A 12,508-nucleotide genomic window follows, 5' to 3' on the forward strand; every position below is an offset into this window, starting at 1 on the left:
GTTTGGGTATGAGTGTCGAGCTACCGTTCGCACCGGTGGATGCGGTCATTCGGCGGAACGCGGGCGGGCTCCGGGTGAGTGCCGACGCTGCGGAGGAACTGGCTCGTCGAATACAGGACCATGGCGCGTCGCTTGCCGTCACGGCAGCCACGGAGGCCACCACGGACGGGCGAAAGACGCTGATGCCGGCCGACTTCGGCATCGAGCAGGTCCCCGAAAAGGACGGCCTCGAACTCCCCGTCGCGCCGGTCGACCGCATCGCACGGCTCGACATCGACGACGACTACCGCGTCGCCATGGATGCTCGCGTCGCGCTCGCGTCTCTCCTCGAAACGTACGCCGACGAAACGGCCGCCGCGGCCGCCGCGTTGGCTCGTCACGCTGACCGCCGGACGATCAAGGCAGCTGACGTTGAAACGTACTTCGAACTCGAACAGTACTACTGAATGAACTTCGGCTACCGCGAGGTCTGTCTGGACCACGACACCGGGCCGCGACATCCGGAGAGTCCCGACAGACTTCGAGCGATACGGCGCGCGCTCAAGGAAAATCACGGTGTCGAGTACGTCGCCGCTGACGACGCAGACCTCGACCTCGTCCGTGCGGTCCATGACACCGACTACATCGCGGAGTTCCGCGAGTTCTGTGACGACGGCGGCGGAAACTGGGATGCCGACACCGTCGCGGTCGAGGAGACGTGGGACGCCGCACTCGCGTCAGCTGGCCTCGCTGTCTGGGCAGCAGAAGCCGCGCTTGACGGCAATACCGGCCGTGACACGCCGTTCTCCTTGGGCCGACCACCCGGTCATCACGCAGTGGGCGACGACGCGATGGGGTTCTGTTTCATCAACAACGCGGCCGTCGCGGCACAGGCGGCCCTCGAAGCCGACGCCGACCGCGTCGCCATCTTCGACTGGGACGTCCACCACGGGAACGGCACACAGGACATCTTCTACGACCGCTCGGACGTGTTCTACGCCTCGATACACGAAGACGGGCTCTACCCCGGTACCGGTGATATCTCGGAGACTGGCACGGGCGACGCCGACGGCACGAATCTCAACGTGAAGTACAAGCCCGGTGCTGATACTGCCGACTACCTCGCCGCAATCGACGAGTGCATCGCGCCGGCGATCAGGGACTACGATCCCGACCTGCTGCTCATCAGCGCCGGCTTCGACGCGCACGAACACGACCCGATTTCACGGATGCGCGTCTCTACGGAGGGGTACGGCGCAATGACTGACCGGATGCGCTCGCTCACAGACGCCTGTGACGCTGCACTGGGAATCATCCTCGAAGGCGGATACGGACTTGACACGCTCTCGGATTCGGTTACAACCGTTCACGAGGTCTTCGACGGCTACCAGCCGATGGAGCCCGACGACGATGTCAGCGACGACGCCCGCGATGTTCTTGATGACCTCGCCGATCAGGGCTTCGGATCGAAGTAGCTCGCCAGATCGACACCGAAGCCGTCGGCAAGCGCTGCGATATCTGTACCGACCAGTACCTCGTACCCGTTCTCCAGCGCCGACTCGATCCGCTGTCCCAGCCCAACGTCGTAGACGGCAGCACTCGACAGGAACCCAGTCGCTGTTGTAAACGCTCGCTGCCGTTCGACAACGTATCGGTCGCCGTCGATGAAGGGGCCGGCCACCTCGGAGTTGTCGTCGTACTTCTGGAAGAACCCGCTCGCGTGCTCGCGGACGTGCACTGGTGGCCCCTCGTGACGCTCAACAGCCGGCTGCTCGGCGACAGCGAACTCAAGCAGCAGGACGGCGTCTCGTCCCCGGGTTTCGGTGTCCAGCGTTTCCGGCTCACCGCTGTCGTCCTCAACGAATGCGGCCGACCGCAGGACTTCAAACCCGCGTCGGTCGAGTTCGCTGCAGAGCCCGTCGAGGGACTTCCGGAGCTGTGGCCAGAGCTGGTCATCGACGACATCCGGGGCCGCGAAGCGAAGCGCGACCGGCGTGGTGCCCCGCTGTGATACCGCGGCTTCAACGTCCGCTGCTTCGAACGGGCACGGGTCGTCTTCGGTGAACAGCGACACCCGCGGCTCGGCGAGGAGGTCCCGGGCGTAGTGCTGGAGTGTGGCGACGTTCGTTTCGGACAACACTGCCGCGACGTTGCGCTCCGGGTCCGTCGGGTCGATGACGACCAGCGGGTCGTCGAACGTCTCGCTCCCGTGGTCGTCCGGGTCCAGTCGAACTGGCGGGTGCCAGTCCGCGACCGCTTCGAGGAACGCTCGGAAGCCACCGAACTCAAGCACCAGTAATTCCGTTAGATAGCCTGAGAACCCGCGTGTCCGGAGGTCGCTCCCGTAGACGCCGATCCCCTTCAGGAACTGCTTTGCCACCCGCACCTCTGCCGCGCTGTTGTCGTCCAGTCGCTCCTGCAAGTATCTGGTGTGAAACGGCGTCCGGTCCACCGCGGACTGGATTTCTGTGGCGTCCTCGACCGCATAACAGGGCACCAGATCCACGGCGTACCCCTCGCGCTCGCCGACGACGTAGGGGTGTTCGGCGTACTCCTCACGCCCATCGGGCAGGACATCGTGCCCGACAGCCAGTCCGTACTCCTCCAGCGTTTCGCGGTCGATAGACGGCGGAAAACAGACGAACACGTCCACGTCTCGGTCACCGGCGGTCCACGTCCCTCGCGCCGTCGAGCCGACCTGCACCACTTCCGCCTCAACTGGAAGGTCAGCGATAGCTGCTTCGGCGTCAGCCATCACCGCGTCGGCGACCCGCTGTAACTGCGCTCGTTCGTCGTCGGTCGGCGAGGCCCGTGCTCGCACCTTCCCGACGACGGCGTCGAACTCATCGCTCATACCGCCGCTTGCGCACAAGTGCGTGAAAGCGTGTCGATGCCGACTGGAAACGAAAGCCCTAATTACCAACTCTGGCAATGATTGAATGCGTTCGCGCCGCCGTAGCTCAGTTGGTAGAGCACCTGGTTGTTACCCAGGTTGTCCCAGGTTCGAGCCCTGGCGGTGGCGTCGTTCTTTCACTCACAAACCGACGAGCGCTGCGACTCCGTCACTGCGGCTTTCAGGGCCGCTGGACGGTGAGATATGCAGCCGATGCACGAAACTCTCTGTATCGACCCACCTGTCTCTCCGAACCCTACCACTCCAACCCGACAGGCTAAAGATGCGGACTCATCAACACCATTCTGAAGGGCCCTTAGCTTAGTCTGGTTAAAGCGATCGGCTCATAACCGATTGAGCGCTGGTTCAAATCCGGCAGGGCCCATCCAGTTTCTGCCTGAATCGTATCCGATACGAACCGGCAGCGATAGGTGTGCGAACGGGCGGAGAACGGCGGAATAGGGGTGCGAAGGAATCCCCGCTAAATTCTGAGTTCAACAAGCATCTTGTTGGGGGTAGCCGCCGTCTGGCGATTTTGCGATCCGGAGGTGCGGGCGATGAGTAAGGCGTCAGCGCCCACTACACTACCTGAGAAGGGCGTGCGGAACCGTTCGCAGTACGCGGACACGCTACACCGCCTCGATCCGGACGCTGCTGAGCCAACACCCGCCTGTCCCGAAGCCGATTACCGAAGTGACGCGGACTTCACGGAGGTTCCCATTGCCGCGTATCGGCCCCACTACAAACTCTGTGGGAACCCGGAATGTTTCGGAGGTGACTGGCGGTGAGCCCCCAGTCCTCTCTTTTCGATTACGAACCGGACCTGTCCCAGCTCACTGACGCCGAACGAGAAGTGTACGAGGCTGTGGGCATGGGCCAGTATGGGCCCCGCGAGTACGCCCGCCAGACTGGCCGCTCGCCCGGTACTGTCGGGAATCTACTCTGTCGAGCCCGCGAGAAAGTGGAGGTGACTTCGGCATGACGGGGTTCGTCCGAGCATCCCGGCTGTACGATGTAGAAGCGGGTGAACCCCTTCAGTTCGACTGGACAAATCACCAACCTCTCGCACAGAGTCAGGCTGAAGTCGAGCAGGCCGTCGCGGAGATTGAGGCCTGGAGGTAGGGATGTCGCGGCATCTCAAATGCGCCCCTCATGAGGGCGACGTGCGCTTTACGATTGGTGTGCATCCCGATCCCGGCGTCCCGGACTACGGGCTGAAACCCTACTACGCGATGGATTCGCTCATCAAGGAGTGGGGAGACCGCTGGGAGACCGAAGGCAAACCCACACGGGACGTGGAACTCGCAGGTGAGACCTGGGCCACCTGTTTCGACTACTCCGAGAGCGGGCTGGACGCTTGGGACAATCCGGAGTTCCAGATCCAGAACGTCCGCGAGTTCCAGTTCTACTTCGTCGCGAAGGATTCGCCCACCTACGAGGGGAAGCGGGCAGATCGGGACAAGCGCGTGAAGGGTGGGACGATAACCGTCCGCCCACGGTGGCCGAATCTCACAGCTGATGGGGAACCTGTCTCTGTGCCCCAGTACGGTGAGCCCTACATCGACGTGCAGGTACAGGCCTCCAACATCCCCCACGAGCGGTATCTGTCACTCGTGAAGCGCGTGATGGACGCCTACGGGATTGCCGCGCGGTACTTCGACCAGCCACACCCGGACAGCCACATCAACGATCTGGCCTACTACGTCCGGTTACACCGCGAAGACAGCGGTCCGCTGTACGCGCCGGACGGACCGATAGCGCGCTGCCACACACTCATTCAGGGCGACCGCTCGGGGTATCGCAAGCACGTCGAAGACAACACGAAACTGCCCGGCTACTACGTCACGGCCACGGTCGAAGACGAGAAAGCCGATCAGCTGGTCCGTGGGCATGGGCTGGGGAAGGAACTCAAGCACTACTATCCGAACCACCCGGACAACTACGAACCGGACCAGGCCCCGTACCATCCGAAATTCGAGGTGTCCTACCAGACCAGCCGAACCGAGCAGACCGTTCGGTGGGACGACCTCGACGACGCCCGGCGTGAGCTCGAAGAGACGATTTTGAACTGTCTGGATTGGTGTGGGCTGGCGACGAGTGCCGAGAGCAGTGTGTTCGTCGATTTTGATCCGTTCTGGAACACCCGGGATACGACGGAAGCCCGGAAGTTCGTTCAGTGTCCGCTTCCGAAGATCGAAGACGATCAGGAACACCGCGTGATGCAGCTGTGGGGCGACATGACCACTGCCGACCGCGACGTGACGGAACTACTACTCACCGACGGTGGGAAGGTCTCGCCGCAGAAGGCAGCCGAGAAGACCGGCTACACGTACCGGACGATTCGGACTGTCATCCAGCGGATGGAGGGGCTGATCAAGCACACCTACGGGGAGATGGAACTGTCCTCGAAGAAGATCCAGCAGGAGCTACTGAAGCGGGTCCGCGCAGCGGGTGAGCGGTTCGAGCAGGAAATCGGGAGTGCCACGATGGAACTGGCCGACGCAGCCGAAGAACGTTCCCGGTCACGATGGGCGCGAATCCGCCGTGAGTATGCCATCACGGAAACCGACGCTGGCGACTGCCGGAAACTGTTGAAGGTGGGCTACACGCCGACCGACTTCGAGGAAGCACAGACCATCATGCGCGAAATCCAGACGGCCTACACCGAGTGTGTCGAGGAGAATACCTACGGTGTTCACGTCGTCGTAGAGACTGCAGAGACCGGCCGTGAGCGGTTCCGTGATCTCTCGAAAGCCTTCCGGACAGCATACCGATCCGGCGACTACCTGCGCGAAGCGCGGGCGGCTGAGAAGGGCCGCGAAGGGTTCGACTTCGAGGCATGGCGGGCGGCCGGCTGCCCGCCAGCTGACGAGTGGCACGGCGGGTAGCGTGCCACCTGCATAGAGGCATCACTATCCAACACACTGATTTTGCGGCAATACTGTGCGCTTTCCCCCGAAAATCGCGTGTCGCGCGGCTGGGTTCGTTCCCGTCGGTCACATCACCCAGCCGCGCGACCAGGGGGAACCCGGTGCGCAGGCTTCCGGGTTCCCCTTAGTCGTGTGGCTAAGGCCACTTCTCCAAAATACACCGCACAACGCCTTAGGTCAATTAGGGAAGAATATTTTTACTGGGGAGATAGATACTGAATCATGAGATATTGCGCCAACCATGACTGTCCTCGGAATGGTCAACCAATACCACGAGGAGAATTAAAATGTCCCGAGTGCAAGAGTGGAAAAGCATTCATTGAAAAAGCAGAACCAAAGCGCTGCGCAAGTTGTGGGGAGAATAATAAGCCCACTGCATCGTCTTGTTGGAACTGTAACCACTCGTTCAAATAGTTGTCTCTAGACTATATCCTTACAGTTGGAGCACACATCGTTCAATTAGTCACTTCTTGGAAAGTTATTATCGGGTTTTTTACACTCGAATCCGCACTGCGGATATATGCGAACCCCAATGAGGTCCTGACGGTAGATGAATCAGAAGAAACCGCTGAACGAGCCAAGACACTTAGATCAAGAGCATTTAATTTAGTTGCTCTTGTGGTAGCAGGGATATCAATAATCTTCTCTAAATCAGGGGACTCACCAACCTCTGCCCTCATACTGTTTGGGCTCTCTACATCTTTTCTAATAATATCATATCAGAGTAAGAATTTGGTCCGAACACAGTATCTTTGGCACAGACTGCAAGAGCGTACCATGGAATATGGAGCGATTTCCTTATTTGCAGGGATTATTTTTCTCTACCAGTTTTATTCAAGCAATGTAATGGCACTCCGCTTTCTAAAAGTGTCATATGTGTCAATCTTGTTAATACGGTTTTCAGCAGTCCTCCAGTGCTTTTCTAAAGACTGGAGAAAGTGGAACAAGACTCAGGATGATTCTAGATTCATGTTTTTAATATCAAGAATCTTCTCTTGGTTTGGCACAATGATAAATAAGGTTCGAAATGTGCCAACACAGCTAAAGAACTTCTGACAAGGATAGTTTAGATTGCTGTGCATCCCGATGTACTCCTCCGCCGTGCCATTCCAGACGAGGTAACCGTGATGAATGGCGCATTACCCACTCCAATACCTCTACACCTCTTCCACGCACCCGATATACGCCAAAGACGTACCACCCGTTCGCAGATCGCAGCCTCTCGTGGTACTGGTCGTAGAGTTTGAACGTCCCAGGTTGGCCGTCTGCGTGTCGATACATCGCGGCCTTGATTTCAACAGGCGTTCCGTCCGGTCGCTTCGCGTCGTGCCAGCTGCACCGATCTAATTCGAGATTGTACCGTTCGGCAGCTTTCCGCTCGACGAGCGTACCGTAGTGATTGGCTTTGTGGCTTCGACTCATTCGCGCACCTCGCGTGCGTCATATATAGATACTCCTCCGGGCTGTTCTCGGCCCTTGCCCATGGCTCGCGCGTGCTCGCACTGCGAGCGCACGCCATGGGCCAACAACAGGGCTACGCCGGGGGGTTGGTTGTTGTTGGGTTGGTCGAATCTGTCCGCTGTCATGCGGTTAGATCCGTCACCTCACCAACCACGTTTCGGTGCTTGCCATCGTCCTGGTACTCGTTCCAGCGCTGACGGACCCATTCGGCGCTGTACGGCACGAAATTGGCGATTTCGTGGTTTGGTCTGTCCGGTTCAGATTCCTTCGCGGTGATGACTGTGTAGATCGCGAGCTTCCGCGAGAGGTCTTCCGGGTCTACCTCGTCACCGTCATCCTCGCCGCTCGACCACGACCACGTAGTCGGTTCCTTATCATCGTATCGCCAGTCCGTCTCAGGAATACCAGACACCGAGAAAATCGGGTTGACGCCCTTCCGGTTTCGCACGTCTTCGTAGAAGGTCGCTTCTTTCAGGCCCTCCTTGTGGACGCACACCCCGAGTTCTCGAACGAGCGGATGCACGTCGCGGCCGTCGTGGCCGATGATGATGAGCGAACCGCCGTACTTCCGGATCTTGTACGTGAGTGGCCCGAGTTTGGTTTTCGTGTCGTAGCCGTCCTTCCCGCTTCCGCCCGCGTTGCTGCTGGCCTCGTCGAAAATGAACAGTTTCGGGACCTGCTCGTTGTGCATGGGATCACCGTCCTGTTTCAGCCACTCGTTCAGCTCACCGTAGTTTGCGAGCCAGCCGTCACGACGGTCGCCGTCAGAGTCGGTCCACTCGTCGGTTTCTTCGAGCGTCCGGATGTTCGATGCGACCAGGGCGTCTGAGGGCTGTTGTTCCTTCCAGAGTTGTCCGAGTAGACAGGCGAAGTTCGACTTGCCAGTACCGGGCTCGGCCCATTCGTAGAACATTGGCGCGGGGCCAGTCATCTGCGCGCGGAGCTGGTCGATAGCTTTTATTCCGGAGATATCGGCCCGCTGGCCAGCGTCTCCGGTGAAGTGCTTGAGCGACTGCATATCGCCATTCGCCATGGCCTGCCGTGCTGTTTCAGTGCCTTCGATGCGGACGATCTCCCGAACGTGCGAGAGGTCCTTGGCCTGTCCCGGCATCTTTCCGGGCCGGTCGCAGTGGCGTGGATCGTAGTGGGTTTCGAGTATCGAGAGGTAGCGAGATAGCTTCTCATCACGGACGATTCCGGCGTGTTGGTGTACCTCATCGGGATCGCGCTGGCCGTAGCCGTCCTGATATTCGCGGAACTGTGCGGGCGTGTAGAGGTCGCTGTCGTCAGTCATCGTTTAGTCGTGGTTCTTGTGGCTGTTCGCTGGTCGGTTCGTCCTGCCCATAGCCCACAGCGGCGTCCGCCGTGGGATCGGGCGCATCGGTGAGGTCGTGGACGGTGGGTGCGTCTTCGGGATTCTCGCCGTCTTCGATGAGGTCGCCGAAGGTCTCCTTGGCCGCCGTCTTCTGGATCATCTGGCCGCGTTCGTTGGCTTCGGCGTCAGCGGTGACGAGCTTCTTTTGCAGCTCGACACTGCCACGACTCCACCGGCCACGGATGGCGGCGAGTTCTTCGGCGCGGTCGATGAGCCAGCCGTGAATGTCTTGCATCTGCTTCTTGCTGGTCATCAGCTGGGTGTCTTGACAGCCTTCGAGCCAGACGCCCTCGACGCGGAGCTGGCCGATATCTTCGAGATACTCGTACTCGCGGACGGCCCACGCACTGCCACCGTTGACGGGGTACGGATCGGGGCCGTCGATCTCTTTCTCGCGCCAGAGTTCGGGCGGGACGTAGTACTTCTCGGTGGTGTCCTCGACGGCGTTGACGTGATGGACTTCGACCCAGTTACGCCGGCGAAGCCAGCGGGCGATCTTCGCACCGACAAGATAGCAGGGGATCGCCAGCACGAGCCAGCCGACGGCGATGGCGGGAATCCACGTCGGCAGCGTCGGCAGCTGGGGCTGGTAGTAGGCGAACAGCACGGCCGCACCGACGAGCATCCCGCCGATGAGGAGCTTGTACTCGGCAAGCAGGTAGACAAGCCGGTCACGGTTGTTCTGGAAAGTCGGTGCGGGCTTCATGCTACCTCCGGACGGCCGTTCTCGCCGCGAATAACATTGTAGCCGGCTACGATCATCCAGATGAACGCGACAGTTGCTCCGGCGAGCCATGCTTGCAACGACGACAGCGCGCGGAGGATGTCGAGCCCACCACCGGAGGGCTGCTGTACAATTTCGGCGTACAGCGGGGTGTTTTCCGTGGAAATGGCGACACCCACGTAGCCGTCCTTCTCCGTTACCGGAATCACGACAGTAGCGGTGTCGTCCGAACGCATGGCAACCGTGCGGACGGGGATCTTCCCGCCTTCCTGGAAGCGGCCGGCGTCGGAGATCGTCACCGTTTGTACCGCGCTCGACCGGAGAGTGATCCGGGCGATTCCTTCGTCTGGCAGGTACTCCGAGCCGACGATCTCGGTCTGTCCGTCGATGCGCGTGGTATCGGTAGCGTTGGCTGTGGGCTGTGGGCCGGGTGTTTCAGCGGGGAGATTCCCCGCGGACTGTGCGGCGGTCGGAACGCTGACGCAGCCGAGGCTGACCACGAGCAGCGCGACGAGGAAAATGGAACGCATGGGTGAGTTAGTTCTGGAGAACGACGATAGCCAGTAGCGTGCCGATGACAGCCAGCGCCACGACAGGCGGAACGCTGCCGCCACCAAGCAGGCCACCGCCAGCAGACTGTTTCAAGGCCTTCTCGCGAGCTTCGATCTGTGCGCGCTTGTAGGCGAGATCCTCGTACTGCTGTTTTAGTTCGGTAACGTTGGTCGTCTCGTAGGTGGTTTTCTGGATGGTGACGTTTTCGGTGGTTTCACCGCTTGTCGTGGTGATTCTGTCGATGGTGAACGTCCCGTCAAGTTCGACGATTTGGTTACTGGTGACGACGTACTGCGTGCCGGTGATGTTCGCTGTATCGTAGGTCGTTCCGTTTTCGAACTGCCCGCTGGCAGGGTTCTCTTGGGAGAATAGGACGCCCTCGTACTTCGTGCCGTCCCCGGTGGTGACGTTGAAGCTCCCGATCTGGTCGAAATTCTCCGGCGAGTTCGTTCCCAGCATTGTGAGCTGGGCAGCAGCCCAGCCCTGGAAGTCGTCACCTGCAGATTGCTGGGAGGACAGCACGTACGGATCAACGAGGTCGCTGTTGTTGATTTCGCCGCTCTGGTAGGCTGAATAGGTGTTTTCGGCCAGCGTATCCATATCATTCCGAACCTGCTGTTCTTGAGACTGGATATTCGACCATTGTGCGGAGTAGCGGGTCTGATTCACGACAATTACGCGGTCTACGTCGGAAGCATAGCCCTCGACAGCGAGGCGGTCTCCGGCGGCAAACCAGCCACCACCACCAGACAAGTCGTCAAACTTCGCGTACTGGTCGGTGATGGTTGCAGTCCGTGTGCCTGACGTCCCGCTATTATCCCGGCTGAAGTGCCACTTGTGAGCAATAGCAGACGTTTGTGTGCCGTTCAGGAGGGTGACTGATTCAGTCACAGCCCCTTCATAATTGACGTGGTTAGAATACGTGGGGTCCGTGGTCAAAGTCCACCACGTTCGGCCCTCCTCATCTCGGGTCCGGCCCTGAACGTAGTTCTGTTTCGTATAGTCATCAGTACCAACCTGAAGGCCCTCAGTATCAGCCTGAGTCCGCAGGTAGTCCCATTGGCTTACAGACTGTTCGTACTGAGAGAGCAGATTGACCTGCTTAGTGGTGTAATACTCTGTTACGGCCTGTTTCGCATCTGTTTTGGCCGCTGCTTTGCTACTACCGTTGTTCAGCGACCGGATGTAGGCGTTCTTGCCAATAATCCGGGCTTGAGTCTTCGTGTCGGCCAGATAGTTGTCTAGCGTGGTCTGGTAGTTCTCACTGGCCGCCTTCTGGTTCTGCGCGGACTGGTACAGTTCTATCTCTGTGTCTTGCTGGTCGAGACCTGACGTGTTGACGGCCGTACTACCTGGCTGCGCAGTACAGTCCAGATTCTCGACACCGGAGACCATGTTACCGATTCTATCCGATGTATCGCAATTCAAATCGGAGTCGCCGCCGGTCGTCCCGACGACGGTACGAACGAGGTTCACGCCGCCGAGAAGCCCGCTCTTCGAGTCGAACGTCGGTTCGCCGCCAGAGTAGTCAGAGACGGTGACGTTCACCGATTCATACGCGCCGTCGTTGAAGAACAGCAATTGATCTTCTTTGAGGTTCGCGGTGTTGTACGTTTCGCGGGCTAACACGGTCGTCCCGGTGGACGGGCCGCCCTGCGTGGTGTACTCGACAGTGAACTCCGTGCCGCCGTCGAGATTGCTGGTATCAACAATCAGCGTCGTTGGGGAGCCGGTGTACTCGTAGGTGACTGGCCCGCTGTCGGTGGCTGTCTGTGCCAGCGCGGGACCGGCGGCCCCGACGACGGCGGAACAGACGATGAGCGCGGCGAGCAGGACCGAGCGGGTACAAGTCACTGCTGACGCCCCCCGTCGGCTTCGACCTGCTCGACGCTGGTGCGAACCTCTTGATCATCAGCACCGGCGGCGGTGTCCTTCTGCTGTGCGTGGTGCGCAGCGATCACGCCGCCGGCGACGACGGCGGGACTCACGACGGGGAGCGGGGAGCCGATGACAGCCGCGGAAATTGTGGACGCAGAGACGCCGATGACGCCCATAAGCCCATAGCTGAGAATACGGTCCATCGGATTCACCCCAGGTAGCTGATGACGTAGTAGCCGGCAGCCTCGACGCCAACGACGACAAGGCCGATGGCGGCCGAGCCGATCACGATATCCTGCGCGCCGAGGATGTTCAGCCCGGTGAATAGGACGATAACGAGCGTCCCGAGCGCGAGATACGTTTCGACAGTGGCCGAGCCCTTGGCGATATCCACGAGATCGGTGTCGAGCTGGTAGTTCTTGTTCCGACTCTCGTTGACGCGGTTGGTGGCGTATGCCATCGCTAGGGCGGCGAGCGATAGCAGAAACGCGAGGTCGATGCTCGTGCCCTGGACGGTGAACACAGAGGCAGCGAGGTCGTAGCCGAGCAGACTGATCGAGGCGATTCCATTGGTGACGAACGCACTGGCGGTGAAAATCACACCGGCCAGAGCGTCTTCGATGTCTATCTTTCCGAACATAGAGTACTCGCCCGCTTGAAGCGGACGAGAGACAGGCTGGCGCGGTTCGGTAAAAGACAGGTCGTTGACTCAGAAT

At 59.9% G+C, this 12,508-nt stretch carries 14 protein-coding genes and 2 tRNA genes; 8 read left to right on the forward strand and 8 right to left on the reverse strand.

The window, feature by feature from the left end:
• Window positions 1–8 precede the first annotated feature (8 nt).
• Both G9C82_RS10925 and G9C82_RS10930 read left to right on the forward strand, forming a co-directional pair.
• Entirely contained in the window at window positions 9–446 is a 438-nt protein-coding gene (locus tag G9C82_RS10925; RefSeq protein WP_004958956.1) for a histone, read from the forward strand.
• On the forward strand, window positions 447–1,454 hold the full coding sequence (locus G9C82_RS10930) for a histone deacetylase (RefSeq protein WP_007189364.1): 1,008 nt from the start codon (window positions 447–449) through the stop codon (window positions 1,452–1,454).
• Here G9C82_RS10930 and cca read toward each other — a convergent pair.
• On the reverse strand, window positions 1,433–2,833 hold the full coding sequence (gene cca, locus G9C82_RS10935) for a CCA tRNA nucleotidyltransferase (protein ID WP_127014098.1): 1,401 nt from the start codon (window positions 2,831–2,833) through the stop codon (window positions 1,433–1,435). The two genes, G9C82_RS10930 and cca, sit on opposite strands and share 22 nt — an antisense overlap.
• A gap of 95 nt (window positions 2,834–2,928) precedes the next feature.
• Between cca and G9C82_RS10940 the strand changes: the two genes are divergently transcribed.
• The 6 genes from G9C82_RS10940 (at window position 2,929) to G9C82_RS10965 (ending at window position 5,760) form a co-directional block, all read left to right on the forward strand.
• Window positions 2,929–3,001: transfer RNA gene (locus tag G9C82_RS10940), tRNA-Asn, on the forward strand.
• A 181-nt stretch (window positions 3,002–3,182) separates the two neighbouring features.
• Window positions 3,183–3,257: transfer RNA gene (locus G9C82_RS10945), tRNA-Ile, on the forward strand.
• Window positions 3,258–3,429: 172 nt separating this feature from the next.
• A complete protein-coding gene (locus tag G9C82_RS10950) occupies window positions 3,430–3,660 on the forward strand; it encodes a hypothetical protein (RefSeq protein ID WP_049938981.1) in 231 nt (76 codons plus the stop codon).
• Entirely contained in the window at window positions 3,657–3,854 is a 198-nt protein-coding gene (locus tag G9C82_RS10955; RefSeq protein WP_127014099.1) for a sigma factor-like helix-turn-helix DNA-binding protein, read from the forward strand. The genes G9C82_RS10950 and G9C82_RS10955 overlap by 4 nt, the downstream gene beginning before the upstream one ends.
• A complete protein-coding gene (locus G9C82_RS10960; RefSeq protein WP_164734756.1) occupies window positions 3,851–3,994 on the forward strand; it encodes a hypothetical protein in 144 nt (47 codons plus the stop codon). The genes G9C82_RS10955 and G9C82_RS10960 overlap by 4 nt, the downstream gene beginning before the upstream one ends.
• A gap of 2 nt (window positions 3,995–3,996) precedes the next feature.
• A complete protein-coding gene (locus G9C82_RS10965; protein WP_241244099.1) occupies window positions 3,997–5,760 on the forward strand; it encodes a MarR family transcriptional regulator in 1,764 nt (587 codons plus the stop codon).
• 1,083 nt (window positions 5,761–6,843) lie between these two features.
• Here G9C82_RS10965 and G9C82_RS21030 read toward each other — a convergent pair.
• From G9C82_RS21030 to G9C82_RS10995, 7 genes are all read right to left on the reverse strand, one after another.
• Window positions 6,844–7,224, reverse strand: a complete 381-nt coding sequence (locus tag G9C82_RS21030) for a hypothetical protein (RefSeq protein WP_127014100.1) — start codon at window positions 7,222–7,224, stop codon at window positions 6,844–6,846.
• A 160-nt stretch (window positions 7,225–7,384) separates the two neighbouring features.
• On the reverse strand, window positions 7,385–8,557 hold the full coding sequence (locus G9C82_RS10970) for a hypothetical protein (RefSeq protein ID WP_127014101.1): 1,173 nt from the start codon (window positions 8,555–8,557) through the stop codon (window positions 7,385–7,387).
• Window positions 8,550–9,344, reverse strand: a complete 795-nt coding sequence (locus G9C82_RS10975) for a hypothetical protein (RefSeq protein ID WP_127014102.1) — start codon at window positions 9,342–9,344, stop codon at window positions 8,550–8,552. Before G9C82_RS10975 ends, G9C82_RS10970 begins: the two co-directional genes overlap by 8 nt.
• On the reverse strand, window positions 9,341–9,892 hold the full coding sequence (locus G9C82_RS10980) for a hypothetical protein (protein WP_127014103.1): 552 nt from the start codon (window positions 9,890–9,892) through the stop codon (window positions 9,341–9,343). The genes G9C82_RS10975 and G9C82_RS10980 overlap by 4 nt, the downstream gene beginning before the upstream one ends.
• Before the next feature lie 7 nt (window positions 9,893–9,899).
• Window positions 9,900–11,768, reverse strand: coding sequence for a hypothetical protein (locus G9C82_RS10985; protein WP_164734757.1), 1,869 nt, complete (start codon window positions 11,766–11,768; stop codon window positions 9,900–9,902).
• On the reverse strand, window positions 11,765–11,995 hold the full coding sequence (locus G9C82_RS10990) for a hypothetical protein (protein ID WP_127014104.1): 231 nt from the start codon (window positions 11,993–11,995) through the stop codon (window positions 11,765–11,767). The genes G9C82_RS10985 and G9C82_RS10990 overlap by 4 nt, the downstream gene beginning before the upstream one ends.
• A gap of 5 nt (window positions 11,996–12,000) precedes the next feature.
• A complete protein-coding gene (locus tag G9C82_RS10995) occupies window positions 12,001–12,432 on the reverse strand; it encodes a hypothetical protein (protein WP_127014105.1) in 432 nt (143 codons plus the stop codon).
• Window positions 12,433–12,508 lie beyond the last annotated feature (76 nt).

This window comes from Haloarcula sp. R1-2, assembly GCF_011627385.1.
In the GTDB taxonomy this organism is placed as follows: Archaea; Halobacteriota; Halobacteria; order Halobacteriales; family Haloarculaceae; genus Haloarcula; species Haloarcula marismortui.

Coding starts and splice junctions, on each gene's coding strand:
- G9C82_RS10925 (WP_004958956.1), top strand. CDS start 9: ATGAGTGTCGAGCTACCGTTCGCACCGGTGGATGCGGTCATTCGGCGG.
- G9C82_RS10930 (WP_007189364.1), top strand. CDS start 447: ATGAACTTCGGCTACCGCGAGGTCTGTCTGGACCACGACACCGGGCCG.
- cca (WP_127014098.1), bottom strand. CDS start 2,833: ATGAGCGATGAGTTCGACGCCGTCGTCGGGAAGGTGCGAGCACGGGCC.
- G9C82_RS10950 (WP_049938981.1), top strand. CDS start 3,430: ATGAGTAAGGCGTCAGCGCCCACTACACTACCTGAGAAGGGCGTGCGG.
- G9C82_RS10960 (WP_164734756.1), top strand. CDS start 3,851: ATGACGGGGTTCGTCCGAGCATCCCGGCTGTACGATGTAGAAGCGGGT.
- G9C82_RS10965 (WP_241244099.1), top strand. CDS start 3,997: ATGTCGCGGCATCTCAAATGCGCCCCTCATGAGGGCGACGTGCGCTTT.
- G9C82_RS21030 (WP_127014100.1), bottom strand. CDS start 7,224: ATGAGTCGAAGCCACAAAGCCAATCACTACGGTACGCTCGTCGAGCGG.
- G9C82_RS10970 (WP_127014101.1), bottom strand. CDS start 8,557: ATGACTGACGACAGCGACCTCTACACGCCCGCACAGTTCCGCGAATAT.
- G9C82_RS10975 (WP_127014102.1), bottom strand. CDS start 9,344: ATGAAGCCCGCACCGACTTTCCAGAACAACCGTGACCGGCTTGTCTAC.
- G9C82_RS10980 (WP_127014103.1), bottom strand. CDS start 9,892: ATGCGTTCCATTTTCCTCGTCGCGCTGCTCGTGGTCAGCCTCGGCTGC.
- G9C82_RS10990 (WP_127014104.1), bottom strand. CDS start 11,995: ATGGACCGTATTCTCAGCTATGGGCTTATGGGCGTCATCGGCGTCTCT.
- G9C82_RS10995 (WP_127014105.1), bottom strand. CDS start 12,432: ATGTTCGGAAAGATAGACATCGAAGACGCTCTGGCCGGTGTGATTTTC.